The following is a 26,073-nucleotide window of genomic DNA, read 5'->3' on the forward strand; positions in this document are numbered from 1 at the left end:
ATCGAGAATCTCGGTATCCATATTCACAATAGATTTGACCATTCGCCGCCCTGTTCAGCGAATTCGTAGCTTCCAGCATTTGCGAAATTCATGACGCAGCGTGCGGTCGGGATCAGAAGGAATTGAGAATGATTGAAACATCCCTAGCGCAGATTACTGGGCTGATTGGCCAGATTTATCTGGCCGCCTTCGATCCAACGCAATGGACGCCAGCCATTCAGTCAACACGCCAACTGCTCAACAGTTCGGCCGTATGCCTCACCAATCACGCCAACAACGGAACAGCAACCTGGTCGTTCAATACCGATCAAGATGAGGGATACTTTCGCAAATACGTCGAAGAACACACCCAGACAAATCCCTACGTGACCTCGCTATCGGCAGGACCATTGCATCGCATCGTCGCCGACAGAAATCTTTTCGATGTGGATACGTTCCGGCGCAGCACCTTCTGGAACGAATGGATGAAGCCGCAGGATATGTATGATGGCTTATGCTGCAAACTTAACCACACGGCGACGGGCCTTACATTCGTCGACATCAGGCGTGGCCCCAACCAGCCATCTTTCGAAAACAGCGAAGCCGAACTTTTTGCGCTTCTTACTCCACACTTCGAACGGGCAAGCCAGATCAACGAACAGATGCGGCTTGCCAATGCCTTGACGGCAACCTTCTCCCGCCTGCCCTTTGGCGCGGTGGTGGTGGATGCGGATCTGCGTATTCTCGAAATGAATGACCCGGCCGGAGTGCTGCTTGATACGGGCCATGCTGAGCTGACGCGGCGTAATGGCTTTCTGACGGTCCAATCCCAGTCATTGCGTCAGTTGAAAAAGCTGGTTGCTGAAGCATGTGGCCTTCACATGAACGGCGTGGTCGGCTCAGGTGGCCGTGTCATTATTGAATCCTCCACGGATGCCGGGCAGGTGGCCGATTATGTGCTGGAAATTGCACCCGTGTTTGATTCACCCTTTGCCGGATTGACGAGCGGTCGCTGCGCCATTGTCATCATCAAGAAGATCGACATGGGTAATCCTGATGGTTTCGATGAGCAGATCAGGGCAATCTTTAAACTGACACCGTCGGAATCCCGATTGGCTGCGCTGCTCGCCAGCGGCTTTTCCCTGAAGGACGCCGCGATAGAAACAGGCCTGAAGAACAGTACGGCTCGCGCTTATCTCGAGCGCCTGTTCCACAAGACCGGCACCCATCAGCAAAGTCAGCTGGTGGCCTTGCTCAAGAATGCTGCGCCCGTCCTGCTGAAGAATGGGCATTAGAACAGGAATTTAACGGCTTGCGGAAAAAAGATGCCCGGTCAATCGACCGGGCATCACCTCGCGTCGCTTGGGAAGATCGCCGCTTATTGTGGAACGTAGGTGTAAGCCCCGTCCTTGTTCTTTTTCCATTCATACATGATGTAACCCGGCAGCTTTGGATCACCCTTGTCATCAAAGGCAATCTCTCCCAAAACCGACTTGAACGGTCCTTTGGTCTTCAGGGTCTTGGCAACAGCTTCTGGATCATTGGACTTGGCAGTTGTTGCGGCTGCAGCAAGAACCTGAGCCGCCGCATAAGAATACAGGGTATAGGCTTCAGGTTCAAAGCCAGAGGTACGGAACTTTTCGACAATCTTCTTATTGGCAGGATTGGTGCGCGGATCAGGGCCGAATGTGTTCAGTGTTCCCGCCACCGCATCGCCCGCAATCGCAGCCAGTTCGGTGTTTGCAATGCCATCACCTGATATAAACGTAACCTTCAGGCCCTGATCAGCCAATTGGCGAATGATCAAACCGCCTTCCGTATGCAGCCCACCCCAGTAAAGGACACTGACCCCCGCCTGTTTGGCTTTGGAGATAAGCGCAGAAAAATCCTTGTCGCCAACATTCACACCTTCATAAAGGGTTGTCTTGATCCCTTTGCCTTCCAGCATCTTCCGGGTTTCATCGGCAAGCCCCTGACCATAGGGCGTCTTGTCGTGGATAACAGCAATTTTCGAATTCTTGAAATGCTTGGCAATATATTCGCCAGCGATACCACCCTGCTGATCATCACGCCCGCAGGTGCGGAATGTGTTCCAAAGGCCGCGCTCGGTGAACACAGGGTTGGTTGCGCCGGGCGTGATTTCAACAATGCCATTTTCCGCCTAGACTTCGGATGCCGGAATGGAAACACCGGAATTATAGTGGCCAATCACATACTTGACGCCGTCAGCAACAAACTTGTTGGCTACCGAGACACCCTGTTTTGCATCGGAAACATCATCGCCGAGCACAAGCTTGACCTTTTCGCCGTTGATGCCTCCAGCAGCATTGATCTCGGCAATAGCGGCTTCGGCCCCTTTTTGGATCTGCGCACCGACAGCAGCATTTGGACCAGTCAGAGGAGCACCGATACCGACCAAAAGATCCGCATATGCCGTTCCGCCCAACACCAACATTGCGGCGACCGCAACACCCGACAGTAATGACGTCTTCATCTTGAACTCCAGATTCAATGTTAATAATTGGCTGATCTGGCAAGGTTTTGCCCGGCAACCATTTCGTCATCCGCGCTCTTTCGACGGCGCAGCGAGAATGGCTAACTTTTTACGATTGCGGCGAGTTCTGAACAGTTGGCATATGCCATCCATATGATTATTCGGCTTGGCCTATAGGATAGACTCAACCACAAGGGTCCCGTTCCGATACGGTAATTTTTTTCAGCATTGTCATATGACAACTGTTCAGAATCTTTGATTTACCTAAAACGTTAGCTTGGCATTGTTTGAGATCAAGCTCAGGCTCTAGCAAAGAGGTTCGAACATGAGGCATTTTCTGGTCGAAGGTGAACACCTCATCGCCTCTGAAGAGCTTTTTTCTTTGCTCCCGCAACATATCGAGTTTCTGCAGAAAGGGCATGATGATGGCTTTTTGCTATTCTCTGGTCCCGATATTGCAGCTCGCGGCGGCATTTTAGTAGCGCGGGCAAAGACCCTGCCCGAGCTGGAACAGTTTCTTTCCGATGAGCAATTCACCAAAGCAAAGATGATGCGCTCAACAAGATAATGGAGTTCAACCCGGCCATAAGTCAGTCAAGTCTGAAAGAGTGGTTTGCCGGGGTTTGAATAGGCGGTTCTAACGGCTGTCATGCGAAAGGGATAAATTCATGTTCTTGAGACCAAGTGGCTGGAGTTATGAAACAGGTGCTACTGGCGGCATCGGTATAGCCGAATTGGCTATCTCGGGCGGGACTGTCGTCCTGAACGATCCCTCAGGAACACAAAAAGACTTTTGGTATGGTGGTCTGGGTGCTGGCATCGGCGTGGGAGCCAGATTTGGCAAGCACAGGGTGCCGCCATTGTTGATTAAAAAAACTGCGGTCGCAGGAGCTGGATCGATAAAAGCCTTTCCGAGTGGCGGAAAAATCTACATGACAGATGCGTTCAGAGGTAGCGAATTGGCAGAGTCCGACATTAAGGGCGGTACTCTTTATTTTGATGCTGGATTCGGGTTGGGGGTAGGCATCGGCGGAACGATGATGATACTGGGTATGGAAGCGCTGCCTATGATCAATAGCATTGTTAATCCGTTGGCGGGATTTTTAGGGGAAGATGCCATCCGGAACGCACCGGCGGTCCTTGTCATGGCAGGCGTCAATCTGGGTCCACAAGCCGGGGCTGGCATCGCCGCCCTGGTCGGTTGTCTACGCTAGTTAGCGCAGCTTCCTTCCATCTTATCCAGGATATGGGGTGGCAGCATGTGTCAGCATGCCCACTCCCTTTTCATGTGACGATGTTATAATAGTTCATCACATCTGTCATAATCACATATGACAATTCATCATTGGGGAAATATATCCGTCGCTTGGCGATTTCGGCTATTGAAACTATCCCTGTTCAAATTCCAGCTAAGGCAAGATCATGACAGATGAATCCTCGACTTATTCCGGCACATCGTCGGATACACCTGCTGTGGAAGATCATAGTGCGCGTAACAAGCTCGTCATCGCTCTACTTTTAGTATCGGCGTTTGTCGTTATTCTCAACGAAACGATCATGGGTGTCGCACTACCACACCTGATGTCCGACCTTGGCATTACCGCCAGCGCCGCCCAATGGCTCACGACAGCTTTCATGCTCACAATGGCTGTTGTCATCCCTGTTACCGGCTATCTGCTGCAACGCCTCAATACACGTCCTGTGTTCATTCTTGCCATGTCCTTGTTCAGTGCCGGCACGCTGATTTCAGCGCTTGCGCCGGGTTTCGCCGAGCTTGTCGTCGGGCGTATTGTTCAAGCATCAGGCACAGCGATCATGATGCCGCTGCTTATGACAACGGTGATGAACCTTGTACCGCCGGAGACGCGCGGCAAAACCATGGGAAACATCTCGATTGTCATCTCGGTTGCACCGGCAATCGGGCCGACAATCTCAGGTTTGATCCTGTCAGCACTCGACTGGCGTTGGCTGTTCCTTCTGGTGCTGCCCATCGCACTTGGCGCGCTGGCACTGGGTGCGTCACGGATAAAGAACGTTACAGTACCCACGACGGCACCAATCGATGTCCTCTCCATATTCCTCTCTGCCATCGGCTTTGGCAGTTTTGTCTATGGTCTCAGTGGACTGGGTGAAGCTGCGCTTCATCCTCCGGTCGTCTCGCCGTGGATTCCGCTCCTGATCGGTGCCGCCGTGATCGCAATTTTTGTTTTGCGTCAGCTGCAGCTGCAAAAGCAGGATCGGGCACTTCTTGACCTGCGCACGCTGACCACAACAACATTCACGATCGCGGTGGTCATGATGGCCATCTTGATGATGTCGATGTTTGGCGTCTTCATTCTTCTGCCGATCTATCTGCAAAATGTACTGGGGCTTACCACTCTGCAAACCGGGCTTCTCTTGTTGCCGGGTGGGTTGATCATGGGTCTTTGTGCGCCAAAGGTCGGGAGCCTGTTTGATAAATACGGTCCAAAGCCATTGGTTATTCCGGGTGCAATTCTGCTCAGCCTGGTAATGTGGGGACTGATCTTCGTGCAGCAGGATACGCCGTACTGGATGTTGCTAATCGCGCATATCGTGTTGAGCATTGGTCTTGCTTTGATGTTTACACCATTGTTCACCGTCAGCCTGGGATCACTGCCACCCAGACTTTATTCCCATGGGAGTGCCATGATCGGCACCACCCAACAGGTTGCCGGTGCCGCTGGTACAGCACTGTTTGTTGCCATCATGACTTTGCGTGCGGCGAGTGTCAGCGCTGGCGGGGGCGATATCCTCGCCGCAACAACCGGCGGCATCAAAACGGCGTTTCTTTGCGGAGCGATCATTTCGCTTGGCGCGGTTCTGGCATCCTTCTTCGTCAAGAAGCCTGCGGCATAACCAACCGTTGATTGTCATGAGACGAACAAGCCCACGATTTAAATATCGTGGGCTTATTTTTTGAAGAGCCACAACGGCAATCCGTCTGGCTTGTCACATGGTTATACGAGAGCAATGGGCTGCAATGATGGTCCAAGCGCCCGCTGTGCGGCTCCAGACGCGCGTATAGGCCAATTTCTCCGAGAACTTTTCACCGTAATAGGCTCCGGCGACCCGCGCTCTCAATGAAACCAGTGCCGCATTGTCGAGCGGCTTGATGATACGGTCAAGAATCTCGATCTGTACAAGTTCCAGAACACCACTGCGGTAGACTTGAAGATCGTCTGCCTTGCTGGCACGGCGACCCTGATGATCAATGAAAATAAGATCGTCAGCCAGCAGCGTGTTCAACGCCTCGACATCGCCAGCAAGCATGGCAAGCCGCAGACGTTCCTCGCATTGTTCAATAACAGCTTCATCAATAGTGTCAGATGCGATGGTCATCGTGTTATCCCCTCCCATATACCGCATCGGCCCGTGCCATGGAGGCTATGGACTGAACCGTAAAAGTAAAATCTATAGTCCTGTTCACCCGATACTCAATACCAAAGTGGACCCGACCTTTAGCAGGCCTCGGCGGAGGCCAGTCCATAAAAGCTAACCTGCCATACCTGAACAAGGCATTAACCATAAAAACTCTCTGGAATAAACTCCGTTGCGACATTCCGTGCAGAGCCGGGAGATGCCACGCGCAATTCGGCTATATATTGCCCGGTGGAAAACCCGCCAACGAATGAAAATCTATTCACGGCGACGGCGATAGACGCTACATCAGCGCATCATTCTCGTGCAAAGATTGGATCTGCCTATGACTGACACTGTCCTTGATCGCTTCCTCCGCTATGTGATTATCGATACTCAATCGGACCCCAAGTCATCCGCGCAGCCCACCACTGAAAAACAGAAGAATCTGGGACGGCTTCTGGTCGATGAATTGCTGGCAATCGGCTTGTCCGATGCGCATCTTGACGAGCATGGCTACGTCTACGCGACGATTCCCTCGAACGTTGACAAGCCGGTGCCGGTCATTTGCTTCTGCTCGCATATGGACACTGCGCCTGATTTCACTGGCACAAATGTCAAACCGCAAATCCTGCGCAATTACGCTGGCGGCGACATTCAGCTTTCAGGCGATCCGCAACAGGTTATTCGTGTCGCAAACAATCCGGTGCTGCATGATCAGATCGGCAATGACATTATTACTACCGATGGGACAACGCTGCTTGGTGCCGACGATAAGGCAGGACTTGCCGAGATCATGAGCATGGCCCAATTCCTGATTGATAATCCTGATATCAAACACGGGACCATCAAGCTGCTCTTCACGCCCGATGAAGAAGTCGGGCGCGGTGCGGATAAAGTCGACCTTGAAAAGCTTGGCGCACAGTTCGCCTATACGGTCGATGGTGAAACCGCCGGGCATATTGAAGACGAGACATTCTCGGCCGACGGTGTAGACGTCACCATTCAAGGTGTTGCCATCCACCCCGGCTTTGCCAAGGATAAAATGGAGAACGCGATCAAGATTGCTGGTGCGATCATCAATCGCTTGCCTAAAGATATTGCACCAGAGGCGACATCCGGCAGAGACGGTTTTATTCACCCGACCGGTGTGACCGGTTCGATGGAAAAGGCCGCTCTCAGTTTCATCATCAGGGATTTCAATGATGATGGGCTTGCCACCAAGGAAGCCCTGGTTGAGGCGATCGTGAAAGAGGTCATTGCTGAATATCCCGGGTCTTCCTACACGTTCAAGGTCACGCAGCAATATCGCAATATGAAAGTCATTCTCGACCAGCATCCGGAGATAGTCGAGAACGCACTTGAAGCGGTACGCCGTGCAGGAATGGAACCGGTGCGCGGCAGTATCCGGGGCGGCACAGACGGCTCCCGGCTGTCCTTCATGGGTTTGCCCTGCCCCAACATCTTTGCTGGCGGCCATGCCTTTCACTCACCACTCGAATGGGTCAGCAGGCAGGATATGGAAAGAGCCGTCAAGACACTCGTCGAGGTGGCGAAGATCTGGGAAGAGCGCGCCTGATTACCCTTTTTCGCAGGTTTTCCGCAGTATTGAGTGATTGCGGAAGACCTGCGACTCCCATCCGTTCCCCTGAAATTGCTAGCATGGCTTTGGTAGTTGACTTCCAAAACGTTTCGGAAAACTATAAAATGAGCGTTTCCGGGAGGGAGCATGTCCAATCTTAAACAACTGGCGCAATCGCTTGGTTTATCCATTACCACGGTTTCTCGGGCTCTGGACGGCTATTCGGACGTATCGGCAAAAACGAAGGCGCGGGTTCTGGAAGCCGCGGCCAAGACGGGATACCAGCCCAACGTAGCCGCCCGCCGTTTGCGCCGTCAGCGCGCCGAACTTGTCGCCGTTACGCTCCCAACAGCTCCCGGTCATATCGGACCACCGCATTTCCTCGATATCCTTTCGGCATGTGCAGAACATCTGGCGCTATCCGGCCTTAATCTTGTCATTGCTCCTGTCCCGCGCGGCCAAAGCGAGCTGGAAATGTGCCAGCGCTTTGTCGATGGCCAGCGTGTCGACGCCATGCTGCTGGTGCGCACCAAACGCAATGACGAACGGGTGGAATTGCTTCAGTCGCGCGGTATCCCGTTTGTTACGCTTGGCCGGACAGAATCTGCCAAACCCCACGCTTTCCTTGATGGCGACGGCTTTGCTGGCTTCCGCGATGCGACACTGCGGTTCATCGCCGATGGCCATATTCATATCGGGCATGTTGCAGGGCCACAGGCATTTTCGTTTGCCCACCACCGCCGCATGGGTTGGGAAGCTGCCCTTGGCCAGACCGGATTGTCATCGGCGCTTCTGGCAGAGGGTGATCCAACCGAGCAAGGCGGTTATGCCGCCGCAAAAACCCTGATGAGCGGTTCAGTCAAACCAACAGCTATCCTTTGTGCGACCGATGAGATGGCCGTTGGCACCTTACGTGCCTTGCGTGAAATCGCTTCCGGAAACACTGTCAGCATTATCGGCCATGATGATTTGCCGATGAGTGCGTTTACCGATCCGCCGCTCTCCACCATGCGTGTGACGGGCGACGATATCGGCGTTCGCATAGCCTCCCTGTTGCTACGGGCCATTGACGGAGAAGCGCCGGAAGCCCTGCAGGAAATCCATCCGGTGGAATTTCTGCCCCGCGCCAGCCACCGCCGGTCGCAACGGCTGGCCGCCAATGATGCGGGTGTTCAAGCAGACGAATAGCCGAATGCCGGTAAGGGCTGCGTGATCAGCTTCTTGTCTTGTTCACCACGGCAGACCAATTCCGGTATGGCGACCGAAATGTTGGCACGCGTTCAGCAACCTCCGGCAGTTTGTCAAAGCTTTGGTGCGGTTCCGATTGATACCAGAAAGCCACCGAAGAAATGTCATCCGAACGGCCATTGGCATGACCATGTTCAATCGTAACGCGGATGTTTTTGTGGAAGATAACCGGGTCTTCAATATGCCAGCGATAGAGCGTGACCGGCTCTGTCCAATTGGGACCGCCCGCAGCAATGATGCCATGATAAGGACCGCTATAGGTTTGGGTCGGGCACCACGCCGTATTGAAATAGTCCTCGGTACCAGTTCCATGCAGGGTCGGCGGCCAGGCATCATTCGCGCCCGGCACAGATTCAGCGCGATCTGCAATCAGCTCCGCTTGGGGACCAATACGCGGATCAGGTTTGCGGATCGTATCGGGAACCGAGATACCGGGTTCGCCATCGATGAAGATCATGTCATCACCCTCGCCGTACCAGTCCCAGACGGCGGACCGCCTGCGTGAATAAACGCTGAAGAGAACACCGACATAGTGACCGTGCCCTGCTGCATTCAGGATGGTGTAATTCTCCTTGCCATCGACATTCTCGCTGCCGAATAAAACCTGCTCGTTCGTGCGCCCTTCTTCATCAGGGGCATGCGGCCGGTCCTGCCGGTACTGGGCATGGAAACGTCCCATATCCTCGTCAAGCGTCTCGTGCAGTTCAAGATCGACATAGTAATAGAACAGGAGATCGTGCTCCGCCTCATTGGTGATCGTGAACTTCATGTGGGAAGCAAACGGCATCGGAAAATAGCAGTTGAAGGCCTTGCCATCCTCGGGACTGGCCTGCATCGGCAAGCTCGCATAATTGCGGGTTTGCGCATGGCCCATACCGAAAAAATCTCCGATCGGGGTTTCGATGCTCGGTTCCGCTTCGCCATCCCACCAGGCACGCAGGACGATTTTGCGCAGGAAACTCTCGCTTTCGCAGGCAAGGGTCGCCCAGATGTGGGTCACAATACCGGCCCCGGCATGTTCAGCAATCACCACTGTCTCGCCGGGTTCAATATGCAGACGATCATCATTTCCTCCCGTGCGGTCAAAACTCGAGAACCGGCGGGTTTTTGCCTTGCGCAGTTTTGCCAGACCGCGAAGCGGTGAAAGTGCGGCATCGGTCATGCTGGTTCTCCTGTGGAATGGTACGCGGTCATTTCAGGCCACTGGTCTTGATGGAATTGATGATTTGCCGTTGGAAAATCACGAACAGGGCAAGCGTCGGAATGGCGACGATGGTCGAGGCAGCCATCATGTAGTTCCAGGCCGCGGCGTACTGGCTTTTGAAGTTGGCAATGCCGACCTGCACCATCCAGAGCTTGCTATCCGAGGTGATGGTCAGCGGCCAAAGAAATGAGTTCCAGTTGGCAAGAAAGAACAGAATTGCCAGAGCTGACAGGATCGGGCGGCTGAGCGGCAGAATGATATTCCAATAAATCCGCCAATAGCTGGCGCCATCCATCAGCGCTGCCTCCTCCATCTCGCGCGGGATCGAGAGATAATACTGGCGCAAAAGGAAAATACCGAAGGCATTGAAAATGGCGGGGATGATCAGCCCCGCATAGGAATTGAGCATACCGAGCCATTTCACAATGATGAACAACGGAACGATAATGACGGGCAGCGACACCAGAAACGTCGAGAAAATCGTCAGAAAAATCAGTTCCCGTCCCGGAAACCGCAGCCGCGCCAGTGCATATCCGGCCATGGAGTGAAAGAACAGTGCGATGATGGTAACAGCCACAGAGACGAAGAGGCTGTTGAACATGAAGCGCAGAAATGGCACGCCGGTCAGCACATAGATAAAGTTGTCGAAGGTGGGTGCGCCGGGAATGAGATTGGATGAGAACGTTTCTGCGGCGGGTTTGAAAGCGATCGACACCATCCACAGCAGTGGAAAGATCGTCATGAGTGCCAGAACCGCTGCGACGGCCATCCAGATGATACGAACAAGGGTGATCTGGGAGCGGGCAAAATAGGCTGAACCTTGATGCGGACTACTCATGATCAAACCGTCCTCCGCGCGTGAACAGGAAGAGCAGCAGCGTAAACAGCATCAACAACAGGATCAGCGTTGAGGCCATGGCTGCGGCATAACCAAAAGCACCGAGGCTGAAGGCCTGCTGATAGATATAGACAATCAGCACAGAGGTGGAATTGGCCGGGCCGCCCCGCGTCATCACATAGATGATGTCAAAGGCCTGAGCCCCCGCAACAGCAGCCACCATCGAGACCAGCAGAACAAAGAAGCTTGTCGGCTTGAGAAGTGGCAGCGTTATGTACCAGAACCGGGCAATCGACCCTGCCCCATCTATTTCCGCAGCCTCATAAAACTCTGCCGGAATATCCTGCAATCCGCCCAGAAAAATGAGCATGTAAAAGCCCATCAGGAACCAGACACTGACGACCACAACCGCCACAAGGGCAAAACTGGGATCGCCAAGAAACGAGATGGCAGGCAATCCGAATTTGGGCAGCAATCGGCTGATCACACCAATCTTGTCGACAACCATAAATTGCCAGACAAGCGCGACGACAACCAGACTGACCATGTGCGGGGCAAAGAACATCGCGCGGATGACGGCATTGAAACGCCCGGGTTTCTGGATCAGTAGGGCCAGACCCAACCCACAGACATAAAGCGAGGGCACCAGCATAAGCGCATAAAGTGCAGTGGCTTTTGCTGCCGACCAAAAAAACGGGTCCCTGATCATGCGGGCATAGTTTCCGAACCCTGCAAACGTGTATGCACCAAAGCCATCGACTTCAAAAAAGCCGATGACAAATGACAAGACCATCGGCAAGCCCAGAAAGATGAGAAGACCCAGCGCATCCGGCAAGACGAACAGGTAGCCTGCAATCCACTCGCGATGCTTTGCCGACAGACCGCGACGCCTGTTGATAACGAGAGGCCGGTCATTCATCGATACAGGTCCCCTTCTGGCAGTGCGTCAAAGGATCGGCGCGCCCTTATAGGAAGCAAGGAACGCATCAATCTGCTGCGACGCCGCCGTTGCGGTGGCCTGCGGGTCGGCACCGTTCAACTGGGTTTGCTGAATGGCATCAGAGATGATCTTGTAGACCTCAGGCGGAAGTCGCGGTTCGGCTCGAGTGCCCGGATGGATGTCTTTGGCAAAGATGCCCATGCCGCCTTTGCTGTAAACCTCGGCCCCTGACTTGAGCGCGCTATTGCGGGGCGGCATGTCCGATTTTCCGACCGTGCACCAATTGACCACACGATCAATCGAACCCTGATCCATGGAAGCCAGTGCCCATGCACAAAACGCAGCGGCAGCGTCGGGGTTCTTGCCCTTGGCATTGGCGACAAACGCCCACCCACCACCAACGGTCACGTATTTGCCGTTGGCGGGCGTTGGCAACCGGAAAATGCCATAGGGAACATCCTTGGCGTTGTTCTGCATGGCAGAAATGGCCCAGATGCCGACATTCTGCATCGCCGCATAGCCGGAGCCGAGATTGGCAACAACATCATTGGCGCCGTAGCCGAGCACCTGCCTTGGAGCTACACCGAGATTGATTGCATCCTGCCAGAATTTCAGCGCCTGAACAGTCGCTGGAGAGTCAAAGGCACTCTTGCCATCTGCACCCTGAAAGGCACCACCGCCCTGCCACAGGAACGGATACCAGGTGAAGTTCTGGTAATAGCCGGGATTGGTCTCAAACAGGACGCCGAAGCGTTCCGGCGTTGTCAGCTTTTTGCCGAGTTCAAGCAGTTCATCCCATGTCTTGGGAACATCATTTTCGTTGAGCCCGGCTTTTTCAAAGGCGCTGACGGAATAGTACATGGCCATCGGCTCGACTTCCATCGGGATACCGTAGATTTTGCCATCGACCTTTCGGCTCGCAAGAACACTGTCCGGGAAGTCTGCCTGAGCCGCAGCATCGATATGCGGCGTCAAATCCTGCAGTACACCGCCATTGTAATAGCGCAGGAAATCACCGGGCGAGATCAGAAAAATATCCGGTCCATCTCCCGAGGCAAACGACGTCGCCAGTTTGGTGCCGTTGATATATTCGGAATTGGGAACAAATTCGAGTTCAACCTTCTGCGGGTGACTGGCGTTCCAGTCGGCCACCGTCTTTTCAAACCAGGCAATCTGGGATGGAACCTGACCACCGGGCGCATAGAACTGCCAGAACTTGAGCGGGGCGTCCTGCGCCCGGACAGCCATTGTGTTGATAAACGGGAAACCCGTGACGCCACCGATCAGCCCGGCAGCGGCAAAAGCCGAGGCATTGGTCAATATCTTGCGGCGCGAAAGATCAGTCCGCGACCGTTTATCGTGTCCCTTGAATTCATTGCTCATGATTTCCTCCCTCTTCCTTGTCAGACGTAACGCCGATGCTCCTCCACCGGTGTTCGCCCGTGTTTTGTCAGATCAAGCCGTATCAAAAGGATGCAGGATACAGGGGACAACCTCCGTGCGCGGTTCTGCGTCATAGGTTCCATTGAGACGGTCGATCAGCATTTCGGTGGCGCGGCGCGCAAGAACCGCCGGACTATTGCCCACGCGGGTCAGTTTGGGCCTGATATATTCAAGCTGCGGCTGGTCGCCGAAAACGGCAACCGCGATATCTTCAGGCACGCGAACGCCGCGATCATAGAACTCAGCCAGCGCGCCCGCCGCCATCAGGTAGTTGCCGAAAAAAACAGCCGAAGGAAGGTTTGCCGCATGACGGGCCAGTAGCCACTGGGCAGCGTCTTTGCCGGAGGGTGTGAGATACGTACCCTCGTAACGCATCCCTTCGATGAGGGGAACTCCATAATCGTGCAAGCCTTGCTCGAACCCTTCCGCCCGCTGCATTGCTTCCTTGAAGAAGGACGGACCGGTAACATGAGCAATACGGCGATGGCCTTTTTTCGCAAGATATTCCCCCATCTGATAACCACCCCCGTGGTCGTCGATTTTGACGCTGTCGACTGCCTGATTTGGAAGATGCCCAATGAAGACGGACGGAATATCGATCTTCAGCAAGGCGTCGTGCATGCCATGCAAAGCGAAATCACCGACGATAAGTCCGTCGACGCGCTTGTTGCTGATCTGGCTGAGATATTCCCGGCCATGGTCCTGCGACCGCCCACCGGGCACATCCGTGTTGAAAATCAGCATGTCAAAGCCGATTGCCTCAAGCTCCGATTGCGCGGTTTTTACCAGCTCCGGATAAAACGGGTTGCGTATGTCAGGAATGAGCATGGCGATGATGTTTGTGCGCCCGGTCCTCAAGCTGCGTGCTTGCGGGTTTGGCGCATAGCCCAATTCATCGATTGCACGGTGAACGCGTTCCCGCAGAGATTTCGACACCCGATCCGCATGGTTGATGACATGCGAAACCGTTGTCTTTGATACACCCGCGCGTTCTGCAACTTCCGCTATTGTGCTCATAATTGCAAAATATCGCGCTTTGAATGCATTTGCAAATCGATTTGTAAATAATTTTGGGTAATTCATCGTGAGATAAGGCATACCCTCCTCTTTCAAAGGAATGCAGTGATGAAACGTTTCATTGTCTTATGTGGGGGCTGGCGCACACCTGTTTCCCGGGCGCCACACAGCATTTGGTTTTCTTGGATCATCGGCAATCAAAGCGATTGCTATTTTGCTGCTGAGATACCCGTATCAACAGTGCAGACTTTTGATCGCGTCAAAAACCGCACTTCCCGGCCATTGTCGAGCGAGAACATACCGCCCCGGCCCGGAACGACGTCAATAATCAGTTCGGTGTGCTTCCAGACGTCATATTGCAATGCACTGATATAGACAGGCGCGCCACCAATCTCGCCAAGACAGACATCATTATCGCCAACAATAAAATCGCCCTGCGCGTAGCACATGGGTGAAGAGCCATCACAGCAGCCACCGGACTGATGAAACATGATCGTTCCATACTCAGCCTGCAGTGTCTTGATGAGATCGAGAGCAGCATTTGTGGCGCTGACCTGATTTTTCATGATGCCCTCCAAGATGGAGCTGGCGGCGCCACACGAGCGCCACCAGCTTTATAACTCTACAATACTCAGAAGAAGCCAAGCTTCTTCGGGCTGTAGCTTACCAGCATGTTTTTGGTCTGTTGATAGTGATCCAGCATCTTCAGATGGTTTTCCCGCCCGATGCCTGACTGCTTATACCCGCCAAACGCCGCATGGGCTGGATAAGCATGGTAGCAATTTGTCCAGACACGACCGGCCTGAATGGCCCGGCCAAAGCGGTAACAGGTATTTGCATCCCGGCTCCAGATGCCCGCGCCGAGGCCATAAAGTGTGTCATTGGCAATCGACAGCGCTTCGTCATTGTCCCTGAAGGTGGTGACTGAAACGACGGGGCCGAAAATCTCTTCCTGAAAGACCCGCATACGATTGTGGCCCTTGAACACGGTCGGCTTTACATAGAAGCCTCCGGCCAGATCACCCGCCAGCATATTGCGTTCACCGCCGGTCAAAATCTCGGCGCCTTCCTGCTTGCCGATATCGATATAGGAAAGGATCTTCTCCAGCTGCTCACTGGAAGCCTGTGCGCCGACCATGGTGGCAGGATCAAGCGGGTCACCCTGAACGATCGCCTCAACGCGCTTGAGCGCACGCTCCATAAACTCGTCATAGATGGATTCGTGGATCAGAGCGCGGCTCGGGCAAGTGCATACCTCGCCTTGATTGAGCGCGAACATGACAAAACCTTCAATCGCCTTGTCAAAGAAATCATCATCTTCTGATGTCACATCCTTGAAGAAGATGTTGGGGGATTTGCCGCCCAGTTCCAACGTCACCGGAATGAGATTCTGGCTGGCATATTGCATGATCAGACGGCCGGTTGTCGTTTCGCCGGTAAAAGCAATCTTGGCGATGCGTGGGCTGGATGCGAGTGGCTTGCCTGCCTCAAGGCCAAATCCGTTGACGATGTTCAGAACGCCCGGCGGCAAAAGATCGCCGATGAGTTCAGCCAGTACCAGAATTGAAGCGGGCGTCTGTTCCGCCGGTTTCAAGACGACGCAGTTTCCGGCGGCGAGTGCCGGGGCAAGCTTCCAGATTGCCATCAGCAGGGGAAAATTCCACGGAATAATCTGGCCAACAACACCCAGCGGTTCATGGAAATGATAGGCCACCGTGTCATGGTCGACTTCCGAGATTCCGCCTTCCTGTGCCCTGATAACGCCGGCAAAATAACGGAAGTGATCAATGGCCAAAGGCAGGTCGGCGGCGGTTGTCTCGCGGATCGGCTTGCCATTGTCCCATGTCTCGGCCTGTGCCAGCAGGGTCAGATTGTCTTCCATCACCTGCGCGATCTTGTTCAGGATAACACTGCGCTCGGCAACGCTTGTGCGGCCCCAGGCATCCTTGGCGGCATGGGCAGCATCAAGTGCGGCCTCAACATCGCTCGCATCGGACCGCGCGATTTCGCAGAGGACCTGACCGTTGATTGGCGAGGTATTGTCAAAATAACGCCCGGACTTTGGTTCGACAAACTTGCCGCCGATGAAATTGCCGTAGCGCTTCTTGAAATTGGGGCGAACTGTGCGGTTGAATTCTACCTTGTTCATTGTGTTCCTCCCTGGCGCAGAGGCTTGCAAAGCAAAAGCTCCACTTGCCTGTGCGCACTGATTGATGCCGCCTCCTGCGGCTGAGGAAGGATCGCGCGCGGATAGACATGTGTCACCCTGCGCCAATGACCGGGCATTGCCCGTTGTCTCACTTTTGAGACAATGCCGGATTGTATTCCGCAGGCAGCTTGGGCTTCAGTTGATCCCGAGCTTTTTCAGCTTGCGGTGCAGCGTGGCACGGCCCATTCCCATCATGGCGGCGGCGGTCGATATGTTGCCGCCCGCATTGGCAAGGGCACGCTGGATGACGCTGCGCTCGGCTGCGGCAAACCCCTGATCTATTCCCATGTTCTGCCCGAGAAGATTGGCGGCAGGCAGCGGCTTGCTCAAGGTTTCATCCGTGAGACCAAGATAATGCCGGACAGTCCGGGACGCGCCGATAACGAGATCATCCTCATCCACGGCAATCAGCGCGCTTGCGCTGCGTTCGTAGCTCACATCCGGCCCAAGCTTTGCCAGCATGATCCGTGCCTTTGGGAAAGCCACACGGAAATTCTCCGCCTCCACCCGGCGCGCCGCATCGACAACAGCAACAGCAATCAGTTTGACAAAGTCTTCGGTGAGATCCCGGCGCGCCGACGAAACATCGATTGCTGCCATCAGGCGTCCGCAATGGTCAAATATGGGAGCAACGGTGCAGGATAGCGCCGTATTGCGGCTGCGGAAATGCTGATCCCTATGGATCGTCAGGGCGCGTTGCTCGGCAAGCGCAGTACCGATGCCGTTCGTGCCCTCACGCTCTTCACTCCAGACAGCCCCTGTCCAAAGGCCGATCTTGCAGAAGGTGTCATCGTCAGACACGCTGCCGCGGCGATCAACCGGAACGCCATCCTTATCCGCCAGAAGCACGCAGCACCCGGCACCGCCAACGGCGGAATAAAGCCGGTCCAGCGTTGCTTGCGCAGTCGTGATCAACGATCCCAAGCGCTCGCGGGCATCAGCAAGCTCACGTTCACCGAGAAAATCAGGCGGTGCGCCCTCTTCCGGATTCAAGCCATAAAGGCGCATGGAACGCCCCCAGGATGCCACGAGCGCGGATTGCGCAGCGGCACTTCCGGTAAGCGCGGCCTGAATTTGTTCGGCATGCTGTCCATCATGTCGCGTAGCCATTGGTCTCCTCCCAAAGTCCAGGCGCCCTTCATGCGTTCCCTTACGTTAAGCTAGTTGACGTTCTGGTCAAGACAATCGACGCCGCTGTCATCTGGTCTAATCGCTCCCGAAAGATAAAATTTCCAGTTCTTGAGCAAGTTAGGGAATCTCATATCCAGACATGCACGCCTAAAAGTATTTCAATGGCGTCGAAGTGTTTGACGACTGTTACGGCAGGATGATGCATATAAAAGACATTCAATCGACGGCGACATTGTCCGAATTGGAAATTCGCGAGCTGTTCAGAAAAATGCTGAAGCTCACCGAAAATGCGCGGGGTGCTACATCCACCGGGCGCCATGAACTCGATGTCATACAAAACGTTCTGAAGTTCTCGATGGCGCGGTTGAAAGAACCCGATAATCGTGGGACAGCCAACGACAATCCGGCCGGGCATTCCGATATCAAATAGTTTCGCTTGCCTTTGCCGGTCTCAAAGCCCGACATCATAGAGAATTTGGTTCATCGAACGGGCAGGCTCTCTTTCCTGTACGCCGCCAATGACCTTGGCGGGAACGCCCGCAACTGTTTTCCTGTTCTCAACGGATTTGAGCACGACCGATCCGGCACCAATCTTTGAATTGACGCCGATCTCGATATTTCCAAGCACGGTGGCATTGGCACCAATGAGAACACCATGCCTTACCTTGGGGTGCCGGTCGCCGGTATCTTTTCCGGTGCCGCCCAATGTGACGCCCTGCAGAATGGAAACATTGTCTTCGATAACAGCCGTTTCCCCAATGACAATACCGGTGGCATGATCAAAAAAGACGCCCTTTCCCAGCTGTACAGCCGGATGAATATCGACCTGCAGAACGCGCGATGATCTCGATTGCAAATAGGCGGCAAGGTCCTCGCGGCCTGTTCCCCACAAGAGATGAGCAAACCGATGGATCTGGATGGCGTGAAAACCCTTCAGATAGAGCAGCACATGCAGCGCGCTTTTGGTCGCCGGGTCCCGCTCCAGAACCGCATTGATATCTCTCTCTGCACCGGCGAGCACCGTAGGGTCCTGTTGCAGCAGATCGCTGAAAAGATCGAATAATTTTTCGCTCGTCACCAATTGGCCGGCCAAGACCTCTGCCAACTGAAAACACAAAGCGTGTTCCAGCCTGTCAAAGCGTATCACCGAATGCTGGAGGACCGGAGCCAGTGTCGGCTCACGTTCACTCGTTGCAAGCGCCTCGGAGAGGATACGCGACCACAGGGATCGGCTTTTTGACGTCGCTGCTGCATTGGTCATGTTGCACCTTAAAACCCGGTGAGTGGCGTGATCTTTGAGCCATCACTGAAACGCGAAAATCGAAAATCCTTTGGATCAACCACAGGCGAGCGTCCCGTTACGATATCGGCCATCAAACGACCCGCAGCAGGCCCAATTCCGAAACCATGCCCGGAAAAGCCAGTGGCAATATGAAAGCCGGGCACGGCGTCAACAGCGGAGATAACAGGAATAGCATCCGGAGTGACATCAATATATCCGGCCCAGCGCTGTGCGATCTCGGCTTGGTTGAACACAGGAAATGCGGCCTTCAGACTATCGAAAAATCTGTCTGACAGATTGAGCGACGGCTTGGGATCAAGCACGCGGTTATATTCGAACGGGCTTGCCTCGTCCATTTTCCACTTTGTCGGAATACGCGCTTCATCGAAAAAGCGTCCACCAAGGCGAAAAGACAGCGAACTCCATTCCAGTTTCAGGGCAGGCAGGAATTTGAACGCGTAGCGGAATGATTTCGGTACAATATCGACAATGTTCTCATCACCTGACGCGATGGTGTAACCGCCATCCTGCCGTTTGCGGATGGCAAAATCTTTGGACCAGAGCGCCGATTCAGGCCCGCCTTCCAGCGGTTTGGTGCGGATGACCGTGTTCAGCACTTTAAGCTGTGGCAGATCAATCCCGTAAAGACCGCAAAACAGGTTGGACCAGGCACCGCCCGCAAGCACGACAGCATCACAGCCAATGCTTCCGCGCTCTGTGACCACACCGGAGATCTTGCCGCCTGACGTTTCGATGCCGCGCACCGCACATTCAGTAAGAATGGAAGCACCCTTGTCGCGCGCCGCCTCGGCAATGGCAGGCGCGGCCTTTTGCGGCTCGGCACGACCATCCACAGGCGTATAGAGCGCGCCTTTGAGGTTCATCCTGCCGCCGGGCAGCAGATCATCGAGTTCCTTGCCGCTGACCATACGGCTTTCCAGCTGATATCCCTCAAGGTTTTGCAGCCAGCGCTCATTGTCCTCATAGGATTTATCGTCAGGGGATGTGAACAGAATGCCCGCACGCTTGTAACCCGTATCGCGGCCAAGGCGCTTGTCAAAGCCCGACCATAGACGCAGTGCTTCCGCCATAAGCGGCACTTCGCGCGGATCGCGGCGAGAGATGCGCACCCAGCCCCAATTGCGGCTCGATTGTTCCTGACCGATACCACCCTTCTCGCAAAGGGCGACCTTCAGGCCGCGTTCTGCCAGTTCCAGTGCTGTCGACGCCCCGATAATACCACCGCCGATAACAACAACATCCACCTTTTCCGGGATTTCTTCATCACCGTGAACACGCACAACATAGGGGCCGGGCATTGAATGGGTACCTCTTCACGAATGGACGATTGCGCAGCTGTATCAGTATGCAAGGTCGTGCGCAGGCACTTCCAATCGTACCTCTTTCTCCCCACTGCCGGAAGGTAGAGCAGAACCATCGTGAAGGGAGGCATCTTTTTGCGAATAAATGATTATTTCAGTGGAAACATGCTCAAAATGAAGTTCTCACGCACTCAGATTTCCTGTCAACGCCCGACACTTCGCAAGGATACGAAGCATCGAGCGCTGAGCCAGGTTTAGAGGATTTTATCGAGCGTGATCGGCAGATCGCGGATGCGTTTTCCTGTCGCGTGGAAGACCGCGTTGGCAATGGCTGGCGCCACACCAACAATGGGCAATTCACCGACGGCTTTGCCCCCGAGCACCGAAGCATGATGATCCGGAATGCCGACAGAGATCACCTGAAGGTCGGGAATGTCCGCGTTCGTCGCCACCAGATAATCGCCCAGATTATTATTGATCACCCGGGCGTTGCGCGGATCAATAATTCCTTCCTCAAGCAGAGCCTGCCCGATACCCATGATGATACCGCCCCGCCATTGGCTTTCGGCAAGTTTGGGGTTGTACAGGCGGCCTGAATCAAGTGCCGATACCATGCGCGAGACCCGGACCGTGCCAAAGTCCTCATCAACCCGCACTTCGACAAAGTGCGCGCACCAGCTGTGAAGCGAGTAGCCACCTTCCGTTGGTGACTTCATCGCCATCATGGTCGTAAAGTTATTATAGCGATCTACGGTGTTCTTTTTCTCCTCCGGCAGGGTATCGCGCAGGGTCTCAATCTTTTCCTGTCCGATATGCTGCATGAAATCGGCGATTGAAATATCTGCCCGTTCGCCGCGCGGTGTCGAGATCGTACCATCCGCGATAGTGAGCGTATTCAACTGGAGATCGAGGAACGGCGAGTTGGGATGATTGAGCGCGAGGCCAATCAATTCCTCGCGTGCGGCAAGCGCTGCCTTATGCACCGCGCCGGTCATAAGGTTGGCAAGTTGCGAGCCGCCCGCCACCGGCGCCCGTGGCAATGCAGAATCTCCAAGCTTCACACGGATCCGGTCAACCGGGATACCCAGAACTTCGGCTGCTGTCTGGGCGAGGATTGTGTAGGTTCCCTGCCCCATATCGATGCTGCTGCTTGCCACCTCCGCCGTACCGTCTGCGAGAATGCGCACCAGAGCCTCGCCCGGTGTGCGCCGCACCGGATAGGTGCCAGCCGCAACACCCCAGCCGATGAGCTGGTTTCCATCCCGCATTGATCTTGGCGCCGGTGTGCGTTTCGACCAGCCAAAGGCTTTTGCACCTTCGGCAAAAGCTTCCCGCAATTGCCGTGTGGACCACGGTATTTTTGCGTGCGGGTCCTCTTCAGCATAGTTCAGCAACCGGATTTCTAAAGGGTCCATGCCGATTTCATAGGCAAGCTCGTCGATTGCCGATTCAATGCCGAAAGCACTCGGGTTTTCGCCGGGTGCCCGCAAGGCCCCCGGAGTAACCGTGTTCAGTGGAATGACATTCTGGCGGGAGCTGAAGTTGGGCACCGCATACATGATCGCGGTCACTGATCCCAGCGGCTCGACTGCCATTCCAAGCTTGGATGTCTCATTGACCCCGTGTTGGATAATGGAAAGGAGTTTCCCCTCCTTTGTCGCGCCAAGTGCCAATGTCTGACGGGTGGCCGGACGACCACCATACGCAGTAAATGTCTGCGGCCGCGTGACCGCAAGTTTGACCGGCTTGCCGAGCATGCGCGCAGCAATTGCTGCCACGGCCCCATGCGGCAGCGACAATGCTTTGGAACCAAAACCCCCGCCAATATAGGGCGAAATCATCCGCACATTTTCAAAGGGTATACCGAACCATTCAGCATAGGAGCGGGCCATGCCGTCCACCCACTGGCTTGGCTCCCAAAGGGTCAGCTTGTCACCCTCCCATTGCGCAATAATGCCATGCGGTTCGATAGCAACATTGTATTCGCGCGGGGTTTTGTATTCCTGTTCAATACGCACGGGTGCTTCGGCGAATGCCGTCTCCGCATCCCCCCACGACTTGGTCATGGGATCAATTGGTACGCCCTCACCGGCCTTGGGGTCCTCAAGACCATAGACATGCTCCGTTTCCTCATAGCTTACCTTGATGAGGGCAGCAGCGGCCGTGGCCTGCTCCAGCGTTTCCGCCACAACGGCCACTACATGCTGACCATTGAATCTGACAGTCTTCGGCAGTGCCAGAAACGGACCTTCGGGTCCCGGTGTGCCGGCCCATGTCGTTGCTGATTTCAGGTGGGTGATATTATCAGGTGTCAAGACCAACAGGACGCCGGGCGATGCTTCCGCAGCCTTGCTATCGACTGATTTCACTGTCCCGGCAGCAATCGTGCTCTGCACGGTGACGGCGTAAACCAGCCCTTCGATCTGATGTTCGATCGCGTAGGTGGCGCGTCCCGTAATTTTTTCCGGGCCATCAATGCGTGACAGACGCCCGCCGAGATTGCCATCGGACGCATCACCATGTTTGGATTTAGGCGTTACGAAAGTCATGCCAGACCTCCCATTTTCAGGACAGCACGCGTGATAACACGCGGAGCAAGATCAATTTTGTAGTGGTTTGCACCGTGATCAATCGCCCCCTCCATGACAAGCAGACTGGCCTTGCGGACCAATTCCGGCTCCAGCACTTTGCCGATCAACGCCGCCTCAACCGTGCGGGCTCGCCAAGGTTTGGTTGCAACGCCGCCAAGGGCTATGCGTATGTCGCGGACAGTCGTGCCATCGGCTTCAAGCTCAAGTCCTACCGCTGCACTGGCAGCGGCGAACTCGTAGGATTGCCGGTCGCGCACCTTGATATAGGTCGAGCGCCTCGCAGCAGCCGAGGCGGGTATTGTCACTGCCGTAATGATTTCGCCGCGCTCAAACGCATGCTCGCGATCCGGTGTATTTCCGGGAAGCTGGAAGAAATCATCCACCGCCACTTGTCTTTCGCCCAGATGCACAATTGCATCGAAAGCCACCAGCGCAACGGCCAGATCGCCGGGATAGCCAGCAATGCACGCATCGCTCGTCCCTAGAACCGCATGATTGCGGGTGACGCCCCCGAGAGCAGAGCAGCCGGAGCCCGGATGACGCTTGTTGCATGCGGGAAACACCGCCGCATCGCGGAAATAGGAACAACGCGTCCGCTGCAACAGATTACCGCCGATAGTTGCCATATTGCGGATTTGTGCCGAGGCGGCCAACGCCAGGGATTCCGCTACAGCCGGAAAGGCCTTTTGAATGGCGGGGTGATCAGCCACCGCGCTCATGCGGGCAAGCGCCCCGATGGATGCCTGCGTTTCGTCAACCTCTATGCCGTCAAGGCCAGCAAGATGGGTGATATCGACAACGGTGTCAGGTTCGGCAATCCCGCATTTTGCCAGATCGAGCAGCGTCGTGCCGCCAGCGAGCACCATATTGCCCGCCAGCGCGGCGGCCTTGCGGGCTTCATCGGCAGAATGGGCGCGAAGATAGGAAAAATTCTTCATGATGCTGCCTCCGCAGCTTCGCGTACCGCGGCCACGATGTGCGAGTAGGCACCGCACCGGCAGAGATTGCCGGACATATATTCGCGAATTTCGTTGTCGGATTTCGTGTGCCCTTCGCGGATACAGGCAACCGCCGACATGATCTGGCCGGGGGTACAATAGCCGCACTGAAAGGCGTCGTGCTCCAGAAATGCAGATTGAACGGGATGCAAGCCACCATCGCCATCGGCAAGACCTTCAATCGTTGTGATTGCCCGCCCTTCAACCTGTGCCGCAAGGGTCAGGCAGGCAAGCACCCGCTTGCCATCAACGTGAACAGTACAGGCACCACACTGGCCCTGATCGCAGCCCTTTTTGGTTCCAGTAAGGTCAAGATGCTCGCGCAGCGCATCCAGCAGAGTGACGCGCGGTTCAACGGCAAGCTCTCGACTCCTGCCATTTATATCCAGCTTCAAGTTGATTGTTCCGGTCATTATATCGCTCCTGCTTTGCGGATGCAGATTCATTCGACAGCCCGATACCCAAACGCCAAGCGTCAGGAGAAGTTCACATCGCTGTGCGCTTTACCTACCTGTCAGATGGGTCGAATCGAGGTTACCTGTGTTTAGAGACATGACATTGGGACCCATTCTGCGATAAGAAGGCAAAAGGACTCCACTTAAACGGAGGGGCCTCCGCTTATCTTAAGAACTTGTTGCTCATGGTCAAGCCCCCATGAGCGTGGAGCAGAATTTGGTCGCCAAGCCATCAGAGAATGCCGAGCCACCGCCTTTGAGTGTGAAAGGTATGCGCGCCGATGCGCGTCGCAACCGGGAAAAGCTGCTCGAAGTGGCCGCCGTGGTTTTCTCCGAACATGGCGTGGAAGGCTCTCTTGAAGATATTGCCCGGCGGGCGGGCGTTGGCATTGGCACGCTTTACCGGCATTTTCCGACCCGCGAACATCTTGTGGAGGTCGTCTACAAACGCGAGGTTGAGAATCTTTGTGCGGCAGCGGGGGAATTATCGCTGCATCACCCGCCGGATGTTGCGCTTGAAGAATGGATGCATCGCTTTGTCGGATATATCGCTGCAAAGCGTGGCATGGCAAACAGTCTGCGCATACTCGTTACCAGCAATTCGGAATTGTTTGCCGGAAGTTCGGGTATGGTCGCCGTCTCGCTTCGAAAGCTCGTCGAAGCAGCGGCCAATGACGATCTTATCCGCCGGGATATTGACAGCACTGACCTGCTGCACGCCCTGTTTACAATCTATTCCATCCCCGACGCTCCCGATTGGCATGAGCGTTCGCGCCGCCTGGTGAAGCTGCTGATGGACGGATTGCGGTGGGGTGCTCGTGACAAGAGTACAGCCCAACGCGATGAGAGCCCTCGCAATGGCTAGGACTCCATGATGTCCGATACCGCCTCATCGGCAGGCATGGACTGGAGCAGGGTTTCGCGAGCCGAGCGCAGATGATTACGGCAGGCAATGTCAACTTTCCCCGCATCGCGCGAACGCAAGGCATCGATATAAGCCAGATGCTCTTCCAGGGCTTTGGCGTTGCGAGCCCGTTCGTTCACCTTTCTCCATTGATAATGGTAGTGAAACACGATGGCGATGACGTCATAGAAATCAATGACAAAGCGATTGCGCGAAGCGGAATGGATCATGCGATGAAACCGCTCATCGAGTGCGGAAAAATCCATATAGCGCGTATCGATATCGCTTAGCAGCGCAAGGTGGTCAGCCTCCAGAACATCCAGTTCCTGAATGGCAGGATGATCATCGGGCAAGTTCAGAAAAGCAACGGCGGAACGCAGCTCAAAAATCTCCCGGATTTCAAAGAGTTCGAGGGCGAATGAGCGGGTAAACCCCTTTAACACCCAATGGCTGTTCTTGCGTTTTTCAATCAGTCCGAACCGGCTGAACCGGATCAGAAATTCGCGCACGCTTGACGTGCCGACACCAATATCGCGGGCAAGTTCAAGCTCGTTGATCTGCATTCCGGGCTGGGCTCCGCCAGCCAGAATGCGCTGCATGAAACTACGCTCGATGATCTCCGACAACGAGTCCGTTTCCTCATCGGGAAAATAGTCTGATTTGACAGGCTTACGCAGGACTGTCTTGCTGCGCTTTGTCCATTCGATCAGGCCTTTTTCCTCCAGGGCACCAAGAATGGCGCGAACCGTGGTCCGGCTGATGCCAAGGCGTGTTCCAAGCTCGGGTTCTGATGGAAGCTCCTCAATATCTTTGAGAAGGCGAAGACACCTGTTGTAGCCCTCCTTGAACACCGTATTCTGCTTCGACATTCTATTCTTTCATGATCCAGAACCGACCCAGTCCGACCGGGACTTGCAGTTCCGCCTATAGTTCGAGCTGATTTGTGTTTTATCCGTAAGAGGCGTTGACGGCAAAATGTATTTTGTCGATAAAAGACGAATTGTGCAGATATTGACATGTTAGCTCAGTGCTCGCACCATTGGTTTGTTCTGGGAGGA

The 26,073-nt window shown here is 54.7% G+C and carries 23 protein-coding genes and 1 pseudogene; 8 read left to right on the top strand and 16 right to left on the bottom strand.

Going from position 1 to position 26,073, the window contains the following annotated elements:
• Positions 1–128 precede the first annotated feature (128 nt).
• Positions 129–1,274, top strand: a complete 1,146-nt coding sequence (locus BLU05_RS17210; RefSeq protein WP_091882503.1) for a helix-turn-helix transcriptional regulator — start codon at positions 129–131, stop codon at positions 1,272–1,274.
• 83 nt (positions 1,275–1,357) lie between these two features.
• Here the strand turns inward: BLU05_RS17210 and BLU05_RS17215 are convergent.
• A pseudogene (locus BLU05_RS17215) lies at positions 1,358–2,473 on the bottom strand (branched-chain amino acid ABC transporter substrate-binding protein).
• Positions 2,474–2,798: 325 nt separating this feature from the next.
• Between BLU05_RS17215 and BLU05_RS17220 the strand changes: the two are divergent.
• From BLU05_RS17220 to BLU05_RS17230, 3 genes are all read left to right on the top strand, one after another.
• Positions 2,799–3,041, top strand: coding sequence for a YciI family protein (locus BLU05_RS17220; RefSeq protein WP_091882506.1), 243 nt, complete (start codon positions 2,799–2,801; stop codon positions 3,039–3,041).
• Between the two features lie 100 nt (positions 3,042–3,141).
• A complete protein-coding gene (locus BLU05_RS17225; RefSeq protein ID WP_091882508.1) occupies positions 3,142–3,687 on the top strand; it encodes a hypothetical protein in 546 nt (181 codons plus the stop codon).
• 208 nt (positions 3,688–3,895) lie between these two features.
• The gene (locus BLU05_RS17230; RefSeq protein ID WP_091882511.1) at positions 3,896–5,350 is read left to right on the top strand and encodes a DHA2 family efflux MFS transporter permease subunit; all 1,455 of its coding nucleotides are present in this window, start codon (positions 3,896–3,898) and stop codon (positions 5,348–5,350) included.
• 93 nt (positions 5,351–5,443) lie between these two features.
• On the opposite strand, the gene BLU05_RS17235 is transcribed toward BLU05_RS17230, so the two are convergent.
• The gene (locus tag BLU05_RS17235; protein ID WP_175540649.1) at positions 5,444–5,833 is read right to left on the bottom strand and encodes a nuclear transport factor 2 family protein; all 390 of its coding nucleotides are present in this window, start codon (positions 5,831–5,833) and stop codon (positions 5,444–5,446) included.
• A gap of 364 nt (positions 5,834–6,197) precedes the next feature.
• Here BLU05_RS17235 and pepT point away from each other — a divergent pair, with 364 nt between their 5' ends.
• Both pepT and BLU05_RS17245 read left to right on the top strand, forming a co-directional pair.
• Positions 6,198–7,430 (top strand): peptidase T, encoded by a 1,233-nt coding sequence (pepT, locus tag BLU05_RS17240; protein WP_091882517.1) that lies wholly within the window; start codon positions 6,198–6,200, stop codon positions 7,428–7,430.
• A 150-nt stretch (positions 7,431–7,580) separates the two neighbouring features.
• Positions 7,581–8,621, top strand: coding sequence for a LacI family DNA-binding transcriptional regulator (locus BLU05_RS17245; RefSeq protein ID WP_091882519.1), 1,041 nt, complete (start codon positions 7,581–7,583; stop codon positions 8,619–8,621).
• 25 nt (positions 8,622–8,646) lie between these two features.
• On the opposite strand, the gene BLU05_RS17250 is transcribed toward BLU05_RS17245, so the two are convergent.
• The 8 genes from BLU05_RS17250 to BLU05_RS17285 form a co-directional block, all read right to left on the bottom strand.
• Entirely contained in the window at positions 8,647–9,843 is a 1,197-nt protein-coding gene (locus BLU05_RS17250; protein WP_091882522.1) for a glycoside hydrolase family 172 protein, read from the bottom strand.
• 28 nt (positions 9,844–9,871) lie between these two features.
• Entirely contained in the window at positions 9,872–10,723 is an 852-nt protein-coding gene (locus BLU05_RS17255) for a carbohydrate ABC transporter permease (RefSeq protein WP_091882525.1), read from the bottom strand.
• A complete protein-coding gene (locus tag BLU05_RS17260) occupies positions 10,716–11,642 on the bottom strand; it encodes a carbohydrate ABC transporter permease (protein WP_091882528.1) in 927 nt (308 codons plus the stop codon). The genes BLU05_RS17255 and BLU05_RS17260 overlap by 8 nt, the downstream gene beginning before the upstream one ends.
• A 27-nt stretch (positions 11,643–11,669) precedes the next feature.
• On the bottom strand, positions 11,670–13,046 hold the full coding sequence (locus BLU05_RS17265; RefSeq protein ID WP_091882531.1) for an ABC transporter substrate-binding protein: 1,377 nt from the start codon (positions 13,044–13,046) through the stop codon (positions 11,670–11,672).
• Positions 13,047–13,118: 72 nt separating this feature from the next.
• Entirely contained in the window at positions 13,119–14,123 is a 1,005-nt protein-coding gene (locus BLU05_RS17270) for a LacI family DNA-binding transcriptional regulator (RefSeq protein ID WP_091883139.1), read from the bottom strand.
• A 209-nt stretch (positions 14,124–14,332) separates the two neighbouring features.
• A complete protein-coding gene (locus BLU05_RS17275; protein ID WP_091882533.1) occupies positions 14,333–14,689 on the bottom strand; it encodes a DUF779 domain-containing protein in 357 nt (118 codons plus the stop codon).
• A 65-nt stretch (positions 14,690–14,754) separates the two neighbouring features.
• Complete coding sequence (gene adh, locus BLU05_RS17280; protein WP_091882536.1) at positions 14,755–16,272, bottom strand: aldehyde dehydrogenase; 1,518 nt, start codon at positions 16,270–16,272, stop codon at positions 14,755–14,757.
• Positions 16,273–16,467: 195 nt separating this feature from the next.
• Positions 16,468–17,442: a GAF domain-containing protein gene (locus BLU05_RS17285; RefSeq protein WP_091882538.1), complete on the bottom strand. Its 975-nt coding sequence runs from the start codon at positions 17,440–17,442 to the stop codon at positions 16,468–16,470.
• 289 nt (positions 17,443–17,731) lie between these two features.
• Between BLU05_RS17285 and BLU05_RS26270 the strand changes: the two genes are divergently transcribed.
• A complete protein-coding gene (locus tag BLU05_RS26270) occupies positions 17,732–17,893 on the top strand; it encodes a hypothetical protein (RefSeq protein ID WP_162700364.1) in 162 nt (53 codons plus the stop codon).
• A gap of 21 nt (positions 17,894–17,914) precedes the next feature.
• Here the strand turns inward: BLU05_RS26270 and cysE are convergent, their stop codons facing one another.
• The 5 genes from cysE to BLU05_RS17315 form a co-directional block, all read right to left on the bottom strand.
• On the bottom strand, positions 17,915–18,724 hold the full coding sequence (cysE, locus tag BLU05_RS17295; protein WP_091882544.1) for a serine O-acetyltransferase: 810 nt from the start codon (positions 18,722–18,724) through the stop codon (positions 17,915–17,917).
• Between the two features lie 8 nt (positions 18,725–18,732).
• Entirely contained in the window at positions 18,733–20,064 is a 1,332-nt protein-coding gene (locus tag BLU05_RS17300) for an NAD(P)/FAD-dependent oxidoreductase (RefSeq protein ID WP_091882547.1), read from the bottom strand.
• 257 nt (positions 20,065–20,321) lie between these two features.
• Positions 20,322–22,616, bottom strand: coding sequence for a xanthine dehydrogenase family protein molybdopterin-binding subunit (locus BLU05_RS17305; protein ID WP_091882549.1), 2,295 nt, complete (start codon positions 22,614–22,616; stop codon positions 20,322–20,324).
• Positions 22,613–23,596, bottom strand: coding sequence for an FAD binding domain-containing protein (locus tag BLU05_RS17310; protein WP_091882552.1), 984 nt, complete (start codon positions 23,594–23,596; stop codon positions 22,613–22,615). The genes BLU05_RS17305 and BLU05_RS17310 overlap by 4 nt, the downstream gene beginning before the upstream one ends.
• Positions 23,593–24,069: a (2Fe-2S)-binding protein gene (locus BLU05_RS17315; RefSeq protein ID WP_162700365.1), complete on the bottom strand. Its 477-nt coding sequence runs from the start codon at positions 24,067–24,069 to the stop codon at positions 23,593–23,595. The genes BLU05_RS17310 and BLU05_RS17315 overlap by 4 nt, the downstream gene beginning before the upstream one ends.
• A gap of 241 nt (positions 24,070–24,310) precedes the next feature.
• On the opposite strand from BLU05_RS17315, the gene BLU05_RS17320 reads away from it, so the two are divergent.
• A complete protein-coding gene (locus BLU05_RS17320; protein ID WP_091882554.1) occupies positions 24,311–24,976 on the top strand; it encodes a TetR/AcrR family transcriptional regulator in 666 nt (221 codons plus the stop codon).
• Here the strand turns inward: BLU05_RS17320 and BLU05_RS17325 are convergent.
• Entirely contained in the window at positions 24,973–25,884 is a 912-nt protein-coding gene (locus BLU05_RS17325) for a GntR family transcriptional regulator (protein ID WP_091882556.1), read from the bottom strand. The genes BLU05_RS17320 and BLU05_RS17325 overlap by 4 nt on opposite strands.
• Positions 25,885–26,073: the final 189 nt, after the last annotated feature.

Source organism: Phyllobacterium sp. OV277, from assembly GCF_900104355.1.
Taxonomy (GTDB): domain Bacteria; phylum Pseudomonadota; class Alphaproteobacteria; order Rhizobiales; family Rhizobiaceae; genus Phyllobacterium.